Raw genomic sequence first — 22,939 nt, forward strand, 5'->3', positions numbered from 1 at the left:
TAGCAACGAAGCGAGATGCTTCGACAAGCTCAGCATGAATGGATTAGTTTGGCAACGTCAGCACGCGAGATGCTTCGACTGCGACTGCGCCTACGCTCAGCATGACAGTTACCACACTAGCGAGATGCTTCGCTTCGGCTAACGCCTGCGCTCAGCATGACGACCTAGCTTATACGCCTTACGAAACCACTTGCTTTTTGTCTTCTTCGGCGGGCTGCTCTTGCAAGACGGTGTGAGCCGTTTTCACGACGTTCTCCACCGTGAAGCCGAACTCCTCGAACAGCAGCTCGGCCGGGGCCGACTCGCCGAAGCGGTTCATGCTGATGCTGGTGCCTTCGTCGGTAGCATACTTGGCCCACCCGATAGGCGAGCCGGCTTCAATAGTGATACGCTTACGCACCGAAGGCGGCAACACCTGCTGCTGGTAGGCTTTATCCTGCTTCTCAAACAGCTCCCACGATGGCATGCTCACCACGCGGGTTGCTACGCCTTCCGCTTGCAGCGCTTTCTGCGAGGCCAGCGCCAAGCTCACTTCCGAGCCCGTAGCAACAAGGATAAGCTGCGGGGTGCCACCATCGGCTTCGCTCAGAATATAAGCTCCCTTCGCTACGCCCTCACGAGCCGAACCAAGCACCGTCTGGTCGAAAACGGGCAGCTTCTGGCGTGACAAAATCAGGCAGACCGGCGACTTGGGCGTGGTCATGGCAATGCGCCAGGCTTCGGTGGTTTCGTTGGCGTCGCCCGGGCGAAGTACTATGATGTTCGGAACGGTGCGCAACGACACAATCTGCTCGATGGGCTGGTGCGTTGGGCCATCTTCGCCCAAGCCGATGCTGTCATGAGTGAAAACAAACGTGGCGGCCGATTCGGCCAGGGCCGTGAGGCGAATGGCGCCGCGCATGTAGTCGGAGAAGGTAAGGAAAGTGCCGCCATAGGTGCGCACGCCGGCGTGGTGGGCCATGCCGTTCATGATGCCGCCCATGGCGTGCTCGCGCACCCCAAACCAGATGTTGCTGCGCTCGTAGTGGCCAGGCTGGAAACTGTCGTCGCCCGACTTGTCCATTTCATTGGAAGAAGCCAGGTCGGCCGAGCCGCCGAACATAAACGGCACTGCTTTCTTAATGGCGGTCAGGGCTTTGCCGGAGGCTTGGCGGGTGGCTAGCTCGCCATCGGCAGGCGTGTACACGGGCAGGTCTTTGTCCCATCCTTCGGGCAGTTCACCGTTGAAGGAAACGTGGAACTGTTGGGCCTCCGCCTGGAATTCCTGCTCGTACTGCTTGAATCGTGCGTCCCACTCTTTTTGCAGCTCGGCGCCTTGCTGGCCGGGCTGCCTCAGGTGCTCGTACACTTCGGCGGGCACTACAAAGCTCGACTCCGGGTCCCAACCAAAAAACTCCTTGGCCTTCTTCACGTTGTCGGGGCCGAGGGGGCTGCCGTGGGCCTTGCTGGTACCGGCCAGCGGCGAACCAAACCCGATGACGGTTTTAATCGAAATAATCGAAGGCTTGTCTTTCTCTTCCTGCGCGGCTTTGATGGCGGCCTCAATCTCGTCGAGGTTGTTGCCGTCCTTCACGTGCTGCGTGTGCCAGCCGTAAGCGTCAAAGCGCTGCATGGCGTTTTCGGTATACGCTAGGCTAGTGGGACCGTCGAGCGAGATGTCGTTGTCGTCGTAGAGGAAAATGAGCTTGCCGAGCTTCAAGTGTCCGGCCAGCGAAGCTGCCTCCGAGGCAACACCTTCCATCAGGTCGCCGTCGCTCACAATGGCATAGGTGTAGTGGTCCTGCACAGTGTGGCCGGGCTTGTTGTACACGGCGGCTAAATGGGCCTCGGCCATAGCCATGCCCACGGCGTTGGCGAAGCCCTGTCCCAACGGACCGGTGGTTACTTCCACGCCGGGCGTCACGTTCGACTCGGGGTGGCCGGGCGTGCGTGCGCCGTGCTGCCGGAACTGCTTCAACTCGTCCATCGGCAAATCGTAGCCATACAAATGCAGCAGGCTATAAAGCAGCGCTGAGCCGTGACCCGCCGACAGCACAAACCGGTCCCGGTTCGGCCACTTGGGGTCCTGCGGGTTGAAGCGCAAAAAGCGCGAGAACAGCACGTACGCCATTGGCGCCGCACCCAACGGCAGGCCCGGGTGGCCGGAATTAGCTTTCTGTACCATATCCACCGACAACAGGCGGATGGTGGTGACACTTTGCTGGTCGAGGGAAGCAGAAGGGTTGCTCATGAGGAATTAAGGAAGAGAGGTAAGGTCTTGGTGGGAGACGAGTGAAAGGAGCTAAACTATTTGGTTTAATTAACCGCAGGCAGGCACTAGCACAACGCACGGCTAAGCCCGCAAGGGCAATAGGGCCAAGCCGTCCGCTTGGCCCTGAAGTTTAACAGTAGAAAAGCGCTTCGGGGTGTAGTACGTAGCCACCGAAAGGCCGAAGGCATATTTGCCGGATTAAATTAGTCTAGCAGTTCGTTGGTGCAAACAGTGGCAGCCTCAATGGAGCTAGTTTCCGAACTGTTCGTTTTCAACCAAGTAATAAAATTCTCAACTGCCGGCATAGCCATTTTGCCCCATTGCGCTTCGTCGCCGTAATAATTGGCCGTGTAGACTTGGCTTTGCTGCAAGTCGATGTTCATTCTGTCCTTAGCTGGCACGTGTTCCGCCAAAATAGCAACGCTCTCCGCCGGAAACTGTTTGGCGTACAAGAAGCCTTTTTTAGTGGCGTTCAGAAAGGCTTGATACACCGCCCGCTTCTGCTTGATTTTTTCATCGAGGGCAATAATCACCGGCGAGTAGCTGTAGGGAATACCGTAATCAGACAGCTTGAAGTAGTTTAGCTCGACGCCTTGGGTTTGGGCTTCTACACCTTCCCAATTTATGAATATCCAGGTGGCATCGGCTTTCTTGGCCAGCAGCGTGTCCCATATGCCCAGCTTGTCGGGGTAAACGATGGCAATATTGCCCTGACCGCCATCATTCACGGTCATTTTGCGCACAATGTCGTCTTCGTACCGGGCTTTGTATGAGGCGTACGTTTTGCCATCCAAGTCCTTGGGCGCTTCGAGGCCACTTTGTTTGAGCGCGGCAATGGCGCTAAGGTCTTCCTGCAAAAGCGCGGCTATGGCTTTGACGGCTACTCGGTTGGGTTTGGTGTTCAGGCTAATGGCGCTTTCGATGGGCGCCACGGCGAAATCTACTTCCCTCAATTCCAGCTTTTTGGCTGGGGTGAGAGCGTAATTGTCGGGTTCCGGGGTCACGATTTCAACCTCCAGATTGCTCTCTGCATAAAAGCCTAAGCTACTGGCTACAAAAAAACCGGTGTGATTGGTGTTCGGGGTCCAATCCAAGGCTATCCTTAATTTTTCCATCTGCTGCCTGAAAGCGGTCGTTTTTTGAGATGATAAAAGAGGCAGCAGTTTAAACCAGAATGCACAGTTCTGGTTAATTGTTTCCTATATATTTTAGAAAGTACTTGTTCAGGGCTTCACCACCGGCCAGCCTTGGGCATCCCAAGTCATTTTCTCAATGCGGAGCTTAGGGCGCCCCTTATCGGCGCCATCGTAGCCGTGGAAAACCAGGTAATCGGTGTTGTCGAAGGTATAGGCAGAGTTGTGCCCCACCCCGAACCAGTTTTTGTCGCCCTCCAGCACTAAGGTGCCGCCGCCTTGCTCCAGGCCCATACCAGCCTTGTCTACGTAGGGCCCGATAACTGACTTCGAGCGGCCTACCATCATTTTGTACGTGCTCTGCGGGCCGCGGCAACAGTAGTCAAACGAGACGAACAGATAGTAATAGCCGTTTTTCTTGAAGATAAAAGGACCTTCAATGGCGGCATCGCCGGGTAGCGAGTCGGTGAGCTTCTGGTCGCGGGGGCGGGCCGCCACGGTGCGCCACACCTCGGGCTGTGCCGGAGCCGTAAGATCGGGCTGCATCTTCACTAGCTTCATCCCATCCCAGAACGAGCCGAACACCAGCCACGGCGTGTCTTTCTCGTCACGCACTAGGTTCGGGTCAATCGCATTCCACATGTCGCGCCCAGGCACCGACTGAATCACTTTGCCTTTATCAACCCACTTATAATCCGGCGAGGCTGGGTCCAGCGTCTTGTTGGTGGCCAACCCGATACACGACGTATTCTTGCCGAACGCCGATACCGAGTAAAACAGGTAGTACACGCCGTTGTGCAGTGAAATATCAGGCGCCCAAATATGTCCTTTGAAGCTCGGTATAGCCTTCACAGCCCACTCCGGCGGCGTAGCAAATACCGGCTTCTCTTGCTTCCACGTCTTCATATCTTTCGACGACCAATTGGCAATGCCCCGGCCCGTACAGAACATATAATAGGTGCCGTTCTGCCGGATCATCACCGGGTCGTGAGCGGAAATAAGCGGTTGTGCTTCTTGCGCCTGCACTTGCAGACCGACCAATAATAGTACTAAGTAAAGCAGGCGTTTCATCTGTAGAAGAGGAGGATTAACGATTGTGTAATTTGTGCATAGATACTTAAATTTAGGATAGATGCCAGCGGCCAGTTCAAAAGGATGTTCGGATAAAACAGTTACTAACCTAAGTAATTGAACTAATAAGTAAAGTAGCGCAGACGTTAGGAATGGCGTTGTGTTGATGGTGGATCTAAATAGCAAAACGACCTTCGACCTTCCTCATTGACAAAGTATTTGTGAAGACAACGCACTCAAGAGAGGATCAACTATATCTCTAATTCATGAGAGAAAGTGGGCAGTAAATAAGCTATTACCCACGAATTTTATAAAATTTCCATTATAGTGAGGAGTTTGATAATGAACCAAAAAATATAAACACAATCGTTTGTTCTTATTTGTTGTCTATTCTCTATACTTGCTTAATAATTCATGAGCTCGGTAATACTTGTCTTCTTCACATTCCTTCTGCCTCAGAAAACCAAGTTTCTAATTTCTCATTCTTCACTTTCACCATTCCACATGAAAAAAATTGTACTCTTAACTTCATTGGCTGCAATCAGCTCGCTATTTTTCAATTATTCGGCCTCTGCTCAAGCTATTGTCAACGGTGGCACTTACCGGATTGGGCGTACCACCCTTGCCGTGCCCGTTGGGGGCCGGCTTTCCATGCAAGTGACGGGCAACACGGCGCTGGCTCCGGTGGTGCAAGCCGTCAACGACAATACCGATGCGTTCAACTTCGTGTTCGAGCTGCAAACCGGCACCACCAACGAATATAAAATCCGGCACCGGGGCACCAACCCGGCCTTGTACATTCAAACTCAGCCTATACCACCAATCACGAACCCCAAAGCTGCCTTCTCGAAGCTGGTGCAGGGGCCCCTCGTAAGCAACGGTAGCGTGGAAGACGAAGCTCAGCGCTGGATTATCACGGCCGACACCAACCCGTTGTTCGGCTACGAATTCGCGCTGAAAAACTCGTCGTCCGTTTTCAATGGCATGACCATCCCGCGCCAGTGCATCGACATGTTCTCGGATGCGGCCGGCGACCAATTCGCGATTTTTGATGACAACGACAACGCCCGCTTCCAGCGGTTTGAATTGACACTGATACCACTAGGCACCAAAAATGCCAGCGAATCGGTGCTCAGAACCCAAGCCTACCCAAACCCCGCTAATCAAGGTCAGAACTTAACAGTGAAGGTGGAAACCATTCACAATGGTTCGGCTACTGTATCTATCCTTGATGTGCTAGGGCATACCGTACATAGCCAAGCTGCTACTTTTAAAGCAGGCTCGAACCTAGTAGCACTTAGCAATAAGCCCTTATCGGCCGGCGTGTATATAGTACGCATAAGCCAAGGTGATTTCCTTCAGCAGACCCGTGTGGTACAGCAATAAAACGCTTGCTGGTGCGCTTAAGCACTAAGTAAAAGCAAGTTTCGGAAGTGGATACGTGAAGAGAGAATGTTCCAATGAACGTTCTCTCTTTATGTATCAGGCCTACTCAACAGTAATTAAACAATGGCGCCGTAAGTAAAAGGCACTAAGTCTGGATTCGTTATGCCGCACAATGTAGATAGAAAGCTTGTGTACAGTCTCCAAAACCGCAGTAGCTTTACGCACAAAGCTTACAAAAGTAATTATTGAGTGAAATAATATGGCCCCACGTAGTAAAAAGCTCAACGATCTGACAAACGTACCGAGTAGTCCGGTATCTATGTCTGATCTGGCACGCGAGCTAGGGGTATCCATGACCACTATTTCCCGGGCCCTTAGTGACCATCACAGTATTGGGCCGGCCACCAAGCAAAAGGTACAGAAGCTAGCCAAAAAGCTCAATTACCAGCCCAATCACTTGGCAGCGGCTTTGCGCAAAGGCAAAAGCAAGCTGCTAGGCGTAATTGTGCCTTATATCGAAGGACGTTTTTTTCCGTCGGTGGTACACGGTATTGAAAGTGCCGCCAGCAAAGCGGGCTACAGTGTTATTATCTGCCAGTCCAACGAAGATGTGGTGCACGAGCGCAAGAATATTGAAACGCTGCTGAGCGCGCAGGTAGCGGGTATCATGGTGTCGTTGGCACGTACTACTATCGACTTCAAGCACTTCGATAAAGTGCGAAAGCGGGGCATTCCACTGGTGTTTTTCGACCGGACTATGGAAGGCGACAACGTGAATGCCGTGGTGCTCAACGACCGGGACGGGGGCTTTCAGTCAACGAAACACCTGCTGCAACAGGGGTGCCGACGTGTCGCCCATTTTGCGGGCTTGCAGCACCTGAACATCTACAAAAACCGTCGGCAAGGCTATTTGGATGCGCTGCAGCTTTATGGGCTACCCCACGACGAGGAGCTAATTGTGTATTGTGATATGACCCTGGAAGAAGGCATGGCCGGTATGCGTCGTCTGCTGGCTCTGCCTAATCCGCCGGATGCTGTCTTTTCCGCCGGCGACTCCTCGTTGCTTGGGGCCTTACAACTGCTCAAGCAACGGGGCATCCGGGTGCCGCAGGATGTGGCGCTGGCAGGTTTCAGCAACGAAGGCTTTACGGCGATAACCGAACCTATGCTAACTTCTGTCGATCAGCGTTGTGAAGAAATGGGGCAGGCGGCGGTCCGGCTGTTTCTGGAGCTAGTAGAAGCGAAGGGGAGCCCGTTTTCGCATCGCCAAGTGGTGCTGCAACCTGAGTTGTTTATTCGGGACTCTTCGTTGCATCAAAACAAAGAGTAGGTTTAAGTGCGGTTGGAAAATAGGATGGATTCATAACCAAAGCGAGTGCAACAATTTTTGCTGTTCGTAGATACGGAAACCACTGGGCTGCCTACGGGCTGGAGCAAACCGTATTCGTCGGAGCGTAACTGGCCTTGCATAGCCCAACTTGCTTGGGTGGTGTACACAGTGGAGGGCGAGCTGGTGAAAACCGAAAACCACTACATCCGGGTGCCGGCCGGCCGGATGCGGCCGTCGGCGCAAGCTATCCACGGCCTGACGCCCGCTTTTCTGGAGCAGCATGGCGAGGACCGTTCGATAGTGATGCAGCGCTTTTTCAATGATTTGCGCACCTATTGCCCTTTGGTGATAGGCCACTATATGCGCCTCGACTTTCATATGGTGGGCGTAGAGTTTCATCGGAGCAGTCTGCCTAACTTACTGGCTGAGCTGCCTACGCTGTGCACCATGCAAACCAGCCAGCGGCAAGCGCAGGCGCAGGCGCGCAGCTTTTTGCGCCTTGGAGAGTTGCACGAGCATCTATTCAAAGAGCCTATGGCCCGCCAGCACGATGCGCTGGTTGACGCGCAGGCGACAGCCCGCTGCTTCTTCGAGCTGCGCCGCCTGGGCGACCTCAGCGACGAAACCATTTCTGAGCAGCCGCAACTGTCGGTGCCGTCGGCCGAAGCCGGCATGTTTGAGCGGTACCGGTCATTGTGGCTGCTGTTTGTGCTGGTAGTCGGGGTAATTTCACTGCTGTTATTTTGGCTCTATGGATAACCGCTTGGCATTTCTGAAAACGGTGAGCCCCTTCGATCTGCTGCCCGAAGACGTATTGCTTGGGGTGGTGGATTTGTTGCAGGAAGTGCGCTATACCAAAGAATCTCTGATTTATCAGCAAGACTCGTCGAAGCTACGCAGCCTCGACATTATTGTGGCCGGCGAATACGAGGCCTTCTTCTACGACAGCGAACAAAACAAGCGCCTGCCCGAAGCTTTACGCGCCGGTGCCTGCTACGGCGGCCAGTCCATCCTGCTCAACAAGAAACGCTCGATCCGCACGGTAATAGCCAAAAAGGGCACCGTAGTGTACGCGCTGCCCCGCCGCGACTTTCGGGCCTTGTGTTTAGCGTATCCGGCTTTCTTCCATTTCTTCACGGCCCTCTACGGCGAGCGAATGCTCAACGAGGAGTACGCGCATTTCGTGAAGCCCACCTCGGCGCCCGAAGAGAACTTCATTGCGGCCGACCAAATGTACTCGCGCAAAATCGAGACGCAGGAGGTACGTGAAATAGTGGCCGTACCGCACGACACGCCCATTTTCAAGGCTGCTCAGCAAATGGCCGCCGCTAAAGTTAGCTGTGCTTTCGTAACCGATGAGCAAGGCGATATCATCGGTTACCTGACCGATATTACGCTGCGTGACAACGTGATAGCGCAGCAACTGGACGCGGCCCGGCCGGTAGTCGAGATACTGGCTACGCCTATTGTCGCCATCAACAGCGAAGCTTATGTGTATGAGGCTATCTTGTTGATGTTTCAAACCAAAACCCGCTATCTGCTGGTCGAGAAGGAGGGGCGCTACATGGGCTTCCTGAGCCGCAACAAGCTGCTGAGCGACTTAGCGCAGTCGCCGTTTATGTTTATTCAGGCGGTGAAGTCGGCGCAGAGCATGCAGGAGTTGAAGCGGCGCTGGGAAACGGTGCCCGAGATTGTGAACCAGCTGTTGAGCCGGGGCGTGAAGCCGGAAATCGTGAACCAGGTGATTACCACCGTGGCCGATACCATTGCGCTGAAGGTGATTGAGGGCGTGCTGGCTGAGCATGGCCCCGCACCGGCCAAATTTGTGTTCATGGTGCTGGGTAGCGAAGGCCGCAAAGAGCAAACCCTGCTCACCGACCAAGACAACGCCATCATCTACGAAGACAAAGCCAACGAGCAGCGCGAGCTGGTGCGGGCTTATTTCCTGCGCTTTGCCGAAGCCGTTTCTGATCAGCTCAACCACATTGGGCTTAGCTTTTGCACCGGCGGTTTCATGGCTAAAAACCACAAGTGGACGCATTCCCTTTCGCACTGGAAGCGTAACTACCACAGCTGGATGAACGAGTCGAACAACGAGACGGTGATGCAATTCACCACGTTTTTCGACTGCCGCTACCTCTACGGTGAAGCTAGCATCATGGAGGAGCTGCAGGCGTATATGGGCGAGGTGCTGCAAGGGCCCGTCGAGCGGTTTTTCTACTACATGGCTAACAATGCCCTGCAATACGAGCCGCCCCTGACCTTTTTCCGCAACTTCCGCACGTTCACGCAGGGCACGCAGCAGGTGTTCGACTTGAAGAAAACGATGACTCCCATCGTGGACCTAGTGCGGGTGTACGCCCTCAAACACCAGATTTTCAAAACCAATACCGGTGAGCGGCTGCAAGAGCTTCACGAACGAGGTGTGTTCACCGAGAAAGAGTATCAGGAGCTGTTTCAGGCCTACTACTATCTGATGGGCATGCGCCTCAAAAAGCAAGCCCGCCAACTCATCAACGACCGAATTCCGCCCACTAACTACCTCGACCCCAAAGTTCTAACGCAGGTAGAACAAGTCACCCTCAAGGAAATCTTTAAAGTAATAGCCGACTTCCAGCTTCGCATCAAGGTGGTTTTCACCAAAACGCTGTAAGCATAATAGTGAATGGTAATGGCCGTGACGCAGAGACCTAGCCGACGGATATTGCGTGCTGACTTTGGAGTAGTATTGTCGTGCTTGATCTGGCGTCCGCTTGTCGAAGCATCTCGCGTGCTGAGATTGAAGCTACTACACTAGTGAGATGCTTCGGCTCAGCCCGACGGGCGATAGTGCTTGGCGTCTGCTTGTTGCTGGAGGCTTGCAGCTCTAAAGCTTACTTCTCAACAACCCGGATGCTAACTCGCCGATTCAGGGAGCGGCCATCTGGGGTGTCATTGCTGGCAATGTTGTCGAGGGAGCCATAGCCGACGGCTTCTACACTCTTCGGCTCGACGCCAAATTTCACAAGTGTAGCTTTGGCGGCTTCTGCCCGTTCGCGGCTTAGTTTCAGGTTGAGAAGAGGGTTACCGGAACTGTCGGTGTAGCCGCCAATGCGGACTTTGGCATTTGGGAAGGTTTTCAAAATGCTCGCCACATTCGACAACTGCCACATCGATTCGTTGGTAAGCACCGCTCTGCTGGACTCGAAATAGATCCGGTCGAAGCCAATCCATCCTGTTGTGGGGCTTTCCTTGTCAACCTCCACGCGCGGGTCGACCAAGAACTGATACAGCTTATTTTCCGTGGAATTGGACCCAATGATTTGCTGCAAGCCATCTTTGAGTTTGAGAACGGCTGGTACCCCGGCGTCGCCATACACGTAGCCGCCGCCGGTGCGGTCGAAGTTGCCGTTGGCTGCCAGTGCCGCCGGATTATTAGGGTCCCACACACCTTTGTTGACTACGGTCACGGTGGGTGTGGTGTAATTATCGGTGTTAGGGCGAATGGTCGCTGTATCGTCGTTTGCCTTTTTGGTCTCGCTGCCCACGATGTAGCCCAGCTCTGCCGTAGCAACCACCAAGGCGGCTATCAGCCACTTATTGACAGGAGAACTAATCTTCTGCCGGGGCAGCGCCGCCGTTCCTTGCGCTGGAACCCATTGCGCTGGTAATTTGGGCACTACTATGGGCTCAGCGGCAGCCGGAGGCATGAGTTGGTGCGATTGTTCCTGTAAGGTTTGCGCTAAGTCGTTGGGATTCCAATTATTGGTAACCACTTGCCGGCCCAGCATGCCAAGTGTAACCGGCATGACCAGGTTAATCAGGTCGACTACGGTTTTTTGTTCGATGCCGGTCGTAGACACCACGCTATTGATGGTGCCAAAGTAACGGTCTTTCTGCACCGATTTGATTAGTTCTGCTCCTTGATTAGGCAGGACTGCTAGTTCTTGCTTGGCAGACTCTACATTCAGCACGTCCGACTTACTGGCTTCGGTGGCCATATTGTAAACCGCCTGCCGGCCGCCAGTTTGCTCACTTAGCTGCGCTAGGTTGCCTAAAACCAGCGTAACAATCCGCGGTAAGGCCAATTTGGTGCTTATTTCTTGTTCGACACCAACCCCGCTAACGTTGATAAGGTCGTTGCGCAGGATGAAGCGCTTGATTTCTTCCGCTAAATTTTGGCTGGTAACCATAAGGAGGGCTCGTAGTGGAATACAAGATAATCCAATTTAATATCGAATTATCATTAAATGATATTTACGTAGCAAATCTTATAGCAGATTGTTTCCAGGCCGAGCTTGCGGTTTTATTTCTGATTATCAGTTATATAGAAGCCGGCGAGTAATTCGCTTTGTAATCTGGCTCTGGCTGGAGTCCGGTTGCCGAAGCCTCTCGCGTGCTAATAGCTGGTTACTATTCTGTCTCAGCACACGAGAGGCTTCGGCAACCGGACCCCGGCCAGAGCCGGAGGCAGATAAAGCAGGGCATTCTAGTAAATCTTTCGAACCAACGAACAGCTTCATAAGCTGCTTGAACGTCCTAAAGAATTATCACCTGCTACTATTCTTGCAGGGCTGGCCGCGGGGTAGTAGCTACTGCTTTTATCTTCAGCACACCCGGCTTCATTCCCGGAGCCGTTGCCGTTAGTGTTATGTCGCCGGGGGCTTGCGTCGACTGCACGATTACCTGGGCCAAGCCATTGAACGTACGGCGCTTCCAGGCAGGGGCAGGGGTGAAGACCTGAACGGTGCCCGGATCAGTGTTGGTGGTGTCCCACACGTTTTTCTTAACCAAGGGCGTCGCCACAATGGCAATGGTGTTCTTGCCGGGCTTTAGCAGGGCTTTATCAAGTTTGAACGTGTTGCCATTGGGGTCCTCTTTGATATTCTCGGCTATGGCTTTGCCATTGATGTAGATGGACTGCTCGCGCCCAATGCTGCGGTAGAAGAAGGTGACATCCGAAGTAGTAAGATCGGCCGGCAGCTCGAAGCTGCCGCGGGTAGTATACGCCTTGGCCGTCGGGGCCAGCCCCGCCGCATCCAGCTGGCGCGACCGGAAAGCAGACGACCAGCTGGAGTCGTCGAAGCCGGCGGCTACCTCGGGGCCGCTGGTCAGGGCTTCCACGGCTACCTCCTTTAAGTTGCGGATCGGCACGGCACGCACGGTTTCCAGATACTTATCGGGTTCCAGCGAGGTGGGGTCGCCGTTGCCAACCCCGATGATTTTGCCGGGGCCACTCAGGCGGAAGGTGATTTCTTGATTGGCCGCGGGCACCGGCAGTTTACCTTTATCGGCGAGCTGCACAGTAATCATGGCAATATCTTCGCGGTTGGCTTGCACGGTGGGCTTGTTGGCAATTAGCTGAATGGCCGAAGCCTCCGCCGTTGTTTTTACCACGTCCGTTGCAATCTTTTTGCCGTTGCGGTAGCCTACGGCTTCCAGGGTGCCAGGCGCGTATTTTACCTTCCATTCCAAGTGCGAGTTCTTGGCCATGGTCTTTTTGCCCTGGCTTTTCTTGTTCAGGAATAGCTCTACTTCGTCGCAATTACTGTAAGCCCACACGTCGATTTCCTGACCCTCGCGGCCTTTCCAGTTCCAGTGCGGTAGCAAGTGCAGCACCGTCTCGTTGGTCCACCACGACTTCAAATACCACACGTTGTCCTTGGGGAAGCCGCACAAGTCCATCATTCCGAAATACGAGGTGATGGATGGCCAGCCGAAGGGCGTGGGCTCGCCCCGGTAGTCGAACCCGGTCCAGATGAACATGCCGGCCAGGTAAGGCCGCGCGGCGTAGTACTGCCAGCCGCCCTCGATGCTGTAGAACTTGGGGTTGGGTTTTGCGTCGTATGCCGCGGCGTAGTGCTTGTCGTTGTCCCTGACGTAGATGCCGCGGGTGGCGTGCGTCGAGCCTTCTTCGGTGCCCATGCTCGGCTGATTGGGGAACTTGGCGTGTTGCGCGTCGGTGTCGCCCTGGCCGATGTAGTTGAAGCCCATCACATCAATCACGGTAGAAGTGCCCTGGCCCCAGCCCCCGCTGATAGCTACCGAAATGGCGCGCGTCGAGTCCACGGTTTTGGCGAAGGCCTGCATGGTTGCCCCGATGCGGGCACCCAGAATATTGCTTTCTATGGCCCATTCTTCGTTGCCAATCGACCAGCTGATGATGCTCGGGTGGTTCCGGTCGCGCACCATCATCCGCTTCATACCACCTAAGTTGTTCTGCGTGATGCCCATCAAGCGGTTTTCGTCGATAACCAGCATGCCCAGCCGGTCGCAGGCATCGAGCAGTTCGGGCGTGGGCGGGTTGTGCGAGCACCGGTAGGCGTTGCAGCCAAAGGTTTTCAGCGTGGCAATGCGCCAGTCTTGCAGCGCGTCGGGCATGGCCGAACCCACGCCGGCGTGATCTTGGTGGTTGTTGGTGCCGGTCAGCTTTACGTGCTTGCCATTCAGGAAGAAGCCCTCGTTGGCATCAAACCGGATGGTGCGCATGCCAAACCGGGTTTTGTACTGATCTACCTCCTTGCCGCCCTGCCGCACCCGCGTAACCAGGGTGTAGAGGTAAGGCGACTCCAACGACCATAGCCGGGCGTTGGCCACCGGAATGCGGCAGGTAAGGTCGCGCTGATCGGCGCCCGCCAGTTGAATTTGGGCTACTTGCGCAGTGGCCACGGTTTTGCCTTCGGCATCTACCACGTCCTGCACCACCTCGAAATTCTGCGCCGTGGTGCTGCCGTTCACCACTGTGGCCTGCGCCGTTAGGGTGGCCGCATTGCCAGTTAGCTGGGTCATAACGAAAGTGCCGTTGGGAGCCACGTGCACGGGGGCAGTTTTAGTCATCCAGACGTGGCGGTAAATGCCAGCGCCTTCGTAAAACCAGCCTTCCTCCATGGTGGCGTCTACGCGCACGGCCACCACGTTGGTGCCGCCGTAGTTCAGGTAGTCGGAAATATCGTACTGGAAGCCGTTGTAGCCGCTAGGCTCGGTACCGAGGTAGTGCCCATTCACCCACACAATGGAGTTACGAAACACGCCATCAAACTCCAAGCTAATGCGGCGGCCCAGGTCGGATTGCGGAATGGTGAACGACTTGCGGTACCAGCCCACGCTGGCGTCGGGAAAGGGGCGGCCAATGGCCTTGAAGCCGTGGCTAAAGCTGGCTTTGCTGTCGAAGGGTTGCTCTACGGCCCAATCGTGGGGCAGATCGAGCTTGCGCCAGGCGCGGTCGTCGAACTTGGCGGCCGCTGCCCCGTCGCCGTAACCCGTTTTGGCCAGGTAAGAGAAATAGCCGGTACCGTTGTTGAAGTCCTTGCTGGCATCGGAAGGGTGGCCGAAGGCGAAGCGCCAGTTGAAATCCATCAACAGATGTTCGCGGCCCGCCGCAGGAGTTTGGGCCTGGCTGAACCCACCCGTTGTTAAGACAGTTAAAAGCGCAAGCACAAAAGGAAGTCTTCGTAGCATTGGATTTGGGTTTCGGGTTGCGTGATTAACTGCGTACTGCCTGAGTTCACCAGGAGCCTGTGTGCCGTAGCAGATCAATCAGGAATAGTGAGGTGCCGGTAGCTGGTTGCCGCCAATGGTAGCAGCTAGCAACCAAGTATTGCAGGAAAAGACCGAAGCACCAAGGGTACGCTGCATGGTGGTGTTGGTAGCGCCACCGCGCTGATGCCTACCGCAAGGCTATAAACCTATGACCCTCAGTTAGTCGGCAGTTGCTTAACGGTTGTTTTATTTCACCGCGTTTCTTGTTGGAGCAAGCCTCGAATCTTGCCTAGAGGAGCGTTTATGTTCTGCTAAAAGGTATTAGCTTTTGACTAGCATCTTTTCCTCACCGAATCAGGGCTTCCAGCAGTGGGAACAGAATGGGGCCTACGCCTCCTAAACGATATTGCGCAACGAGGAACTCCGTACCTCAATTTGAGGCTTGAGCATGATGCGCTGCGGAGAGTAGTTGTCGGTGCGCTTATGCATTTGCAGAAACAGGCGCACCGCGGCTTCGCCCATTAGCTCGCCCCGCTGCTCTACCGAAGTCAGGCGGGGTGAGATGAGCGTGGTGAAGGGCTCGTTGCTGAAGCCGGAAAGGGCAATGTCCTGCGGCACTCGGATGTTGCGCTCCTGCAAAACTTCCAGGGCTCCCACGGCCGGCAAGTCGTAAGACGAGAACACAGCATCGGGGGGGGAGGCGAGCTGCAGGAGCAGGTTCATGCCTTCGGCGCCTGCCGCTTTACTTAGGTCCGGCAATTGAAAAACCAGTTGTGGGTCGAAGTCCAGACTAGAAGATTCCAGCGCGTCAACGTAACCCTCGAAGCGGTTTTTGTTGATGTTTAGGTGCTGCGGACCCGAGAAAAAAGCAATGCGCTTGCAGCCTTGCTCTACCAAGTGCTTCACCACCCCGAACGCGCCCTGGTGGTCATCGAGCACGACGGCGCTGGTGGAGGGCATGTCGGGCATGCGGTCGAAGAAGACCAGCGGCACGCCCTGGCTCTGCACCTTCTCGAAATGCTGAAAATCGTAGGTCGTGCTCGACATCGAAATCAGGATGCCTTCCACCTGCGCGTTGAGCAGCATTTTAATGTTAGCGCGCTCCTGTTTCACGTCCTCGTTGGATTGGCAGAGCATTACGTGGAAGCCAGCCTTGGAAGCCATTTTCTCGATGCCGTGCATCACCGTCGGGAAAAAGGAGCCGCTGATGTGAGGCACCACTACGCCCAGGATACCGCTGTGCCCTTTGCGCAAACCGGCCGCCAGGTGGTTGGGCTGGTAGTTGAGCTTGATGGCCATTTGCCGAACGCGCTCCTTGGTATCCTCCCGGATGTTGGCGTGGTCGCTCAGTGCCCGCGACACGGTGGATACGGCCAGGCCTAGGTGCGTTGCAATGGTGGTAATGGAAGCCTGCTTAGTTGCCAAGGTCGTCGTCTTTAAAAACACCAGGCGAAATTCTGCCCGGTGGGGTGATGGTAGCAGGCAATTGCTAGCTGAATTTGCTTCCAGGGTAGAAGCCTCGTACATCACAGCAATTTAATAACTTTTCTTTACTAATGGCAAGCGGGAACGTTCCCGGTATGGTACTTCTACCAGAAACAGGTGAAGGACCAACTGCCACTGCCCTATAGGAGTGCGAAAGTAAATGGACTTAACACAAAAACTCGCCGGAACTGACTAGCAATTCCGGCGAGTTTCCTTAAAAAAAGCTGTATTTACTTGATTTTCACCACTCGGATATTGTCAACCGCAATATCGAGCTTGGCTAGGGGAGTGGCTGTATCGTTCACGTACATAAATTTGATTACTTCATTGATACTGCCCACCAGATCATTGACGGTAGCAGCTCCGGCACCCGTACCATCCGCGCCGTTGGCTTTCAGCTTAAACTGATCGAACGGAATACTAACCGTTGTCCAGCCAGCCGTTTTGTAGTTGGGTGTAGTTTTCCAGGGCTCGTACCGGGCCATATACGCCCAGCTTCCGCCGGGAGGCGGACCGATGAACAGGCAACCCGTGCTGAGTGGCTCCTTCACGAAAATCTCGAACTTCATGGCGTAGTTAGCCGCCGGCTGATTTAGCTCACTGGCGGGCAACCAATCGACCTGCTTCGAGAAAATAGCACGCTTGCCATCATCGTAGCTCCAGTTATAGTTTCCGATACCTTCGCCCATCAACCGAGCATACTTGCCATTGGCACCAGGGAAGGCGCTGGCATCGTTGGTGACAAGGCAGCCGTAATCAAAAGGGTTAGCGTTATCGAAATTCAGCAGCGTGCCCGCCATATCATTCATGTGGAAGACAGAGGTGGTGGTGCCAAACTCCGTTTGAACCCTCACTGGGCCCGCCTGGGTTGACTGCGGCACTTTCACCTGCAACTCCGTACCACCCGTATTCGCCTTAAACTCCGTAGCATCTACGCTGCCGGGAAAGGTGATCTTTTTGATGAGATACAGGAAGTTGCCGGTGATGGTGATGGTTTCCCCGGGCTTCGCCATTTCGTTGGAAGCGGCGCTGAGCACCGGCGCGGGCGCCGAAACGGGGAAGTCATACGTTGTTTCCCCACCTGAGGTCACTACCTGAATCTTGTTGTACAGGGCCGGGTCCAGGCTGGCAAACGGGATATCGGCCGGCACGTTAACCACGATGCTGTTGTCGGCAAACAAGGCGCTGTTGAACGTGGCCGGGTAGCCATCCAGCAGCACGGCTCTGGTCGTCTTGAGCTTCGTGCCTTCAATTACAATCACGGTACCCGGACTAACCCGGGTGATAAGGCTGTCGTTGGGCGCAGCGGCGTACGCCCGCAGACCAGTAACGGTCGGCGGACCATCTGCCTTTGCGTCTACGTCGTCTTCTTTTTCGCAGGAGGTTCCTGCCAAGGTAAAGGCGGCCAGCAGGGCCAGCAGGCTAGTCTTTGAGAAAAATACTGAACGGTTGTTCATATCGGAAGTCTCTGGGAGATGAGCGTTAACTAAGAAATGGACAGTTAACCACTGAGCTAGTTGTAATACGGAACCGGCTCCTCACGCAGCCTCGGGTTGTTCACCACGTCGGCCGCCGGATAAGGCAGCGAGAAGCTCCGCTCAGTGGCCGTTACGAAGTTGGCCGAGGGCGACTCCGTAATCTTCACCGCCGCCGTCGGCGTGTAGGTGAAGGTGTTGCGGTGCTGCTTGCCGATGAAGTCAATGGCCGCGGCTGGCTTGTAATCGTGCAGGCGCAACAGATCAAACCAGAACTGCCCTTCCATGCCAAACTCCGAGCGGCGCTCACGCAGCAGCGACATCTGGTCGTAGGACGTAGCGGGCTGTAAGCCGGCGCGGGTTCTTACCTTATTGAGCGAAGCTAGGCCTTCAGAGTTGGAAGTAGAGGTGCCATTGCCCAGCACGGCTTCCGCATGCACCAAGTACACGTCCGACAGGCGCATGATGTAGGTGTTGATATCCGTGTTCAGCGAAGACACGGCTCCATCGTTGCCTGGCGCAAGCGGCCCCCCAATCACGTACTTCTTAAACGAAGGCTGGGTGGCCGTCATGGTGTAGCCGTTCGGGTTGTCCTTCGTAACCAGCTCGGGATATACGTCCGTGTTGATCATCATCGTGGCCTTGCGCCGCACGTTGTCGCCTGTCTCGTAGTTCATGTACAGGTCGTAGGTGGGAGCAATGTTGTTCCAGCCATCGCCCGCGCCCGTCACCCGCGAGTCGGCGGCCAGGTAGGACTGCATCATGTTTTGCGAGCCCCAACCCTGGTTGTATACCCACTGAATGGAGAACAGCGACTCCGGGTTGTTGCGGTTTTTGCGCAGGAACAGGTCGTAGTAGTTCGGCATCAGCGCCAGGCCGCTGTTGTTGATGACGTCGGCGGCGTACTGCTTGGCCTGGTCCAGATCAGCCTGTACGCGGCTGCCGCTCTGGCCCACGCCTGCCTTGGTTAGGTAAACCTTGGCCAGCATCCCCTTGGCACTCCAAACGGTTAAGCGGCCGGGCGAATCCGTCAGCGGCAGGTTATCAGCCGCGAACTTCAGGTCGTCGATCAAAAACCGGTAGATATCCGTTACCGTGTTGCGCGGCACCAGCGGGTTCTCTACCAGCTTGGAGTTGTCCTCGATGATGGGCACGGGCCCCCAGAGCCGCACGAGGTAGAAGTAGGCTACCCCCCGCATAAACCGGGCTTCAGCGATAGCCGCATTTTTGTCTTTAGCGGCTACCGAAGCGGGCGTGATGCGCGTCACGTTGTTGATAACCGTGTTGGATTGGGCAATGACGTTGAACATCGACGCCCACCCGGCCAGAATGCCGTTTTCGCCTTCTGCCAGGGTGAAGTTGATGTAAGTCTGGCGCGGATTGAAGCCGGCGTAAGCGTTGCCGCTCATGGTTTCGCCCACGTCCACGATGAAGGGATAGTTGAACTCAAACCAGGGCCGGTTGTACAAACCAGCCGTAGCGAGGCGCAGGTCCGAAACGGTTTGATAAAAGTTGTCGGTCACTATCTGCCCTTGCGGGGGACGCTCCAAGAAATCTTCGCCGCAGCTGCTGATCAGCAACGATCCGGCGAGCAGAGCAGCGGTGGAAATTTTAGTTAGCTTCATGATGAGAGTGATTTAAAGTTTAATTACAAGCCAATGTTGAGACCGGCAGTGAAAACACGCGGGGTAGGATAACGACCCCAGTCGAAGCCGTAGAGCAGCGGACTGCCGGGTAGGATGGAGGCTCCCACTTCCGGATCAAAGCCTGAGTAATTGGTGATAGTGAATAAGTTCTGCACGTTGGTGTACACGCGCAGGGAGCTCAGGTGCAGGCGCGTGGCAAAATTGGCCGGCACCGTGTAACCCAGCACCACGTTCTTCATGCGTAGGAAAGAACCGTCTTCCACAAACCGCGACGAGACACGGGTATTCTGGTTTGGGTCACCGGCGCGGCGGATACCGGGGACCGTTGTGCCTGCGTTTTCAACATACACGTTGTTGATGTCAGAAATGGATCCCGCCGGATCATACATTCTTATCCGCGCGAAGTCATTGGTAGTGGCCAGCAGGCCGGTGAAGTTGGCAGCCGGATCCTCCTGCTTGACGCGGTTGTAGTTGAAGATCTTGTTGCCGTAGTTGCCGTTCACAAACAAGGTTAGGTCGAAGCCCTTGTAGGTCACCGTGTTGGTGAGGCCGTACTGAAACTTGGGAATCGGCGAGCCTAGCTGCGTCATGTCCTTTTCGGTGATGATACCGTCGCCGTTCAGGTCCTTGTACTTCAGGTCGCCCACCCACACGCCGTTGATGTAGTTAATGGGCAGGGGCTTGCCGTCGCCGCCGGCCGGCAGCGCGGCACCTTCAAAATCAGAGGCTTCATTGAACATACCCTCCACCACGAAGCCGTAGAAGGAACCGATGGACTGCCCTACCGACGTGCGCGAGATAACGCGGCTGCCGTAATCAACCGACTGCGTCAGAAACGCGTTTTCGGTGTTCAGCGACAAGACTTTGTTTAAGTTTCGCGACAACGTTAGGCCCGAAGTCCAGAGCACCCCCTTGCGTTCGATGTTGCGCGTGTTCAGCGAAAACTCGATGCCCTTATTCTGGATCGAGCCGACGTTGTAAATCGGAGCTCTTAAGCTGCCGTTGAACGATGTACCGCCGTAAACCGGCAAGGGTAGGGAAATCAGCAGGTTTCTAGTCTGGCGCAGATAAACGTCGGTGGTGAGCTGAATCCGGTTGCTGAACAGTCCCACATCCAGGCCGGCATTGTAGCTGGCTGTTTTTTCCCACTCCGCTTTGGGGTTGGCAATGTTGTTTACCAGGGCTCCCGTTCCTACACCCGTGGAGCTCAGGCTGATGCTGGCGCCATACACGTAGCTACCCACGTTCTGGTTAGCGACAATGCCATAGCCCAGACGCAGCTTTAGGTCGCTGAAGTAGGATTGCTCTTTCATGAACTTCTCGTTGGCAATCTTCCAGGCTAGAGCGTACGAATGGGTAGCTACCCACCTGTTGCCGGGGGCAAAGTTGCCCGAGCCATCGAAGCGTACGTTGGCCGTGAGCAAGTAGCGGTCATTAAAGCCAAAGTTCACCCGGCCAAAGTACGACTCAAGGGCCCAGTCGCCGCGGCCGCCGCTGTTAGACACGGTGAGACCGTCGCCCGCGTTCAGGGCCGTTACCGTGTTGGAGGGGAAGTTACTGCGACCAGCCGTGAGACTCTCGTAGCTACCGGAGCTGGCTTCGTGGCCGAGCAGCCCGGTTACGGTGTACAAGCTGCTGATGTTCTTGTTGTAAGTCAAGAAGTTACGGGCAGTCCAGCTGGTGCTTCTTGTGGAACTCTCATACGCACTGGCCGGGCCGCTGGAGAGGCCCCCCACCGAGAAGGTGGGGAAGAACTGGTGGTAGGCGCCCAGATCGAAGTTGCCGGATATCTCGTTGCGCAGGGTGAAGTTCTTGAGGAAGGAGATTTCCCCGTAGATGTTGCCCAGGGCCTGGTTCCGAACCGAGTTGTTGGTATTGAGCGTGGCCGCCGCCAAGGGGTTAGGATTGTAGGTGGCGCCTAACGATACCCCGCTGGGGCCGCCATAGGTGCCATCGGGGTTGCGGCCGGCGATGTCGGGCGTAATCGAGATGGCCGACTTAATCAGCTCGTAATTCGTGGAGTTGAGGTTTTCGTTGATGTTCGAAAACTGGAGGCTGGTGCCAATTTTCAACCACTTAGTGGTCTTGTTGTCCAGGTTGAGGCGAGCCGAGGCGCGCTTGAAGCTCGAACCCAAGGCAATGCCGTCCTGGGAGAAATACGAACCCGACAGTAGGTACTGGGTGCGCTCATCGCCCCCGCTCAGGCGGACGGTGGCATTGTACATCGGCACGGTCCGGAAAAGCTCGTTCTGCCAGTTGGTGCCCTTGCCCAGGTACTGGGGGTTTACCAGCGCAGGATACTGTACGTAGCCCAGAATGCTCGCCTTCTCGTTGGAGTACGTCGCAAATTGCTGCAAGTCCATTACGTCCAGCTTCTTAGGCAGCTGCTGCGCCCCATAGTAGGTCTCAACCGCCAGCTTGGGGGCACCGCTTTTGCCGCGCTTGGTAGTAACTATAACTACGCCGTTAGCCGCCTGCGAGCCGTAGATGGCCGTGGCCGAGGCATCCTTCAGAATGTCGATCGACTCAATTTCATTGGGGTTGAGGCTGGAAAGGGGGTTGGTACCGCTGCCCACTTCCCCCCGCATGGCAAAGCCCTGCGAGCGGGAGTCACGCTGCTGGGGCGGAATAATCACGCCGTCAATCACATACAGCGGCTCCTGGTCGCCGTTCAGAGTGCCGATGCCCCGAATACGCACCGAAACCCCACCACCGGGTTGGGCCGTGTTCTGGTTGACCACTACGCCGGCTACCCGGCCTTGCAGGGCTTGGTCGATGGTAGTGGCTACACTTCTCTCAATCTCTTTGGAAGAAACCGACGAAATAGCGCCCGTCACGTCTTCTCGCCGCTGCGTGCCGTAGCCTACTACTACTACTTCCTCCAGGGCCTTGGTATCGGAGCGCAAGGATACCTTGATGGAGGTTTGGTTGTTGATCGGAACCTCTTGGCTAACAAAACCAATGGAGGAGACGACCAGCGTACCTGTACCATCAGGTACCGAAAGCGAAAAATTGCCTTGGTCATCGGTCGAAGCCCCGCGGGTTGTGCCTTTCAGCACCACCGTTACGCCGGGTACACCACCGCCCGTCTCGTCAGTTACGCGACCAGTTACGGTGATGTCGGCCTCTGCTGTTGCGTCGCTTAAGTGCGCGGCATGGGTGATCGTGGCAAGCCCAGTGGTGGGCAGAAGTGCCAGCAGCGTCATCCGCGCCGCTTTCCGACCTAGGGAATTAGGTAGAGTTGTTTTTTTCATAGTGGGGGTTTATGAAGTACTATCCGAGGGTGAAGTGCCCGGTGATGGCAGAATACCGCGGTTCAGTTTAAGGCTGAAGTGGCGTATGGATTAAATAGGCGGTGCAAGGTTTTCTAGGTAAGGTGCTACTAGAAAGAGTAGGCAAGGAAATAGCCAAAAAGGCAATGGCAGGTAGCACTAAAAAGGTGAAGTAGGTAGCAGCGCAAAAAAGACAGACACACGTCTCGTTATCTAAGATTTAGTATTCAAATATAAAGAAGGACTAAGCAAATGCAAACGTTTGCTAAACTGCCAACAAACGTTTCCTTAACTATGTAAATACATTGAAATCCGGGAGGCTACTAAATTGTTAGGCACTTTATGCACATGAATTTTATATAACTATTTTTATTAAAATATGATCAAATGGTTGCTTATTTTGATTGGATTATAATTTATCAAGTAAGCGGT

At 55.0% G+C, this 22,939-nt stretch carries 13 protein-coding genes; 4 read left to right on the forward strand and 9 right to left on the reverse strand.

Going from position 1 to position 22,939, the window contains the following annotated elements:
* Positions 1-178: 178 nt before the first annotated feature.
* The 3 genes from tkt to VF639_RS23215 all read right to left on the reverse strand — a co-directional run bounded on the left by tkt (position 179) and on the right by VF639_RS23215 (position 4,455).
* Entirely contained in the window at positions 179-2,230 is a 2,052-nt protein-coding gene (tkt, locus tag VF639_RS23205; RefSeq protein WP_331148343.1) for a transketolase, read from the reverse strand.
* Between the two features lie 224 nt (positions 2,231-2,454).
* Positions 2,455-3,366, reverse strand: coding sequence for an ABC transporter substrate-binding protein (locus VF639_RS23210; protein WP_331148344.1), 912 nt, complete (start codon positions 3,364-3,366; stop codon positions 2,455-2,457).
* Positions 3,367-3,474: 108 nt separating this feature from the next.
* Entirely contained in the window at positions 3,475-4,455 is a 981-nt protein-coding gene (locus tag VF639_RS23215; RefSeq protein WP_331148345.1) for an arabinan endo-1,5-alpha-L-arabinosidase, read from the reverse strand.
* 504 nt (positions 4,456-4,959) lie between these two features.
* Between VF639_RS23215 and VF639_RS23220 the strand changes: the two genes are divergently transcribed.
* The 4 genes from VF639_RS23220 to VF639_RS23235 all read left to right on the forward strand — a co-directional run bounded on the left by VF639_RS23220 (position 4,960) and on the right by VF639_RS23235 (position 9,824).
* Positions 4,960-5,841 (forward strand): T9SS type A sorting domain-containing protein, encoded by an 882-nt coding sequence (locus VF639_RS23220; RefSeq protein ID WP_331148346.1) that lies wholly within the window; start codon positions 4,960-4,962, stop codon positions 5,839-5,841.
* Between the two features lie 319 nt (positions 5,842-6,160).
* Positions 6,161-7,171 carry a LacI family DNA-binding transcriptional regulator gene (locus tag VF639_RS23225; RefSeq protein WP_331148347.1) on the forward strand — a complete coding sequence of 337 codons (1,011 nt, stop codon included), beginning with the start codon at positions 6,161-6,163 and terminating at the stop codon, positions 7,169-7,171.
* 45 nt (positions 7,172-7,216) lie between these two features.
* Positions 7,217-7,930 (forward strand): 3'-5' exonuclease, encoded by a 714-nt coding sequence (locus VF639_RS23230; protein ID WP_331148348.1) that lies wholly within the window; start codon positions 7,217-7,219, stop codon positions 7,928-7,930.
* Entirely contained in the window at positions 7,923-9,824 is a 1,902-nt protein-coding gene (locus VF639_RS23235; RefSeq protein ID WP_331148349.1) for a DUF294 nucleotidyltransferase-like domain-containing protein, read from the forward strand. Before VF639_RS23230 ends, VF639_RS23235 begins: the two co-directional genes overlap by 8 nt.
* Before the next feature lie 220 nt (positions 9,825-10,044).
* On the opposite strand, the gene VF639_RS23240 is transcribed toward VF639_RS23235, so the two are convergent.
* The 6 genes from VF639_RS23240 to VF639_RS23265 form a co-directional block, all read right to left on the reverse strand.
* Positions 10,045-11,343 carry an OmpA family protein gene (locus tag VF639_RS23240; RefSeq protein ID WP_331148350.1) on the reverse strand — a complete coding sequence of 433 codons (1,299 nt, stop codon included), beginning with the start codon at positions 11,341-11,343 and terminating at the stop codon, positions 10,045-10,047.
* A gap of 367 nt (positions 11,344-11,710) precedes the next feature.
* The gene (gene galA / locus VF639_RS23245; protein ID WP_331148351.1) at positions 11,711-14,608 is read right to left on the reverse strand and encodes a beta-galactosidase GalA; all 2,898 of its coding nucleotides are present in this window, start codon (positions 14,606-14,608) and stop codon (positions 11,711-11,713) included.
* A 417-nt stretch (positions 14,609-15,025) separates the two neighbouring features.
* Entirely contained in the window at positions 15,026-16,054 is a 1,029-nt protein-coding gene (locus VF639_RS23250) for a LacI family DNA-binding transcriptional regulator (protein WP_331148352.1), read from the reverse strand.
* A 290-nt stretch (positions 16,055-16,344) separates the two neighbouring features.
* Positions 16,345-17,571 (reverse strand): glycan-binding surface protein, encoded by a 1,227-nt coding sequence (locus tag VF639_RS23255; RefSeq protein WP_331148353.1) that lies wholly within the window; start codon positions 17,569-17,571, stop codon positions 16,345-16,347.
* A 56-nt stretch (positions 17,572-17,627) separates the two neighbouring features.
* The gene (locus tag VF639_RS23260; protein ID WP_331148354.1) at positions 17,628-19,214 is read right to left on the reverse strand and encodes a RagB/SusD family nutrient uptake outer membrane protein; all 1,587 of its coding nucleotides are present in this window, start codon (positions 19,212-19,214) and stop codon (positions 17,628-17,630) included.
* 23 nt (positions 19,215-19,237) lie between these two features.
* Positions 19,238-22,489, reverse strand: coding sequence for a SusC/RagA family TonB-linked outer membrane protein (locus VF639_RS23265; RefSeq protein ID WP_331148355.1), 3,252 nt, complete (start codon positions 22,487-22,489; stop codon positions 19,238-19,240).
* Between the last annotated feature and the right edge of the window lie 450 nt (positions 22,490-22,939).

Source organism: Hymenobacter sp. (assembly GCF_036387835.1).
Lineage (GTDB): Bacteria > Bacteroidota > Bacteroidia > Cytophagales > Hymenobacteraceae > Hymenobacter.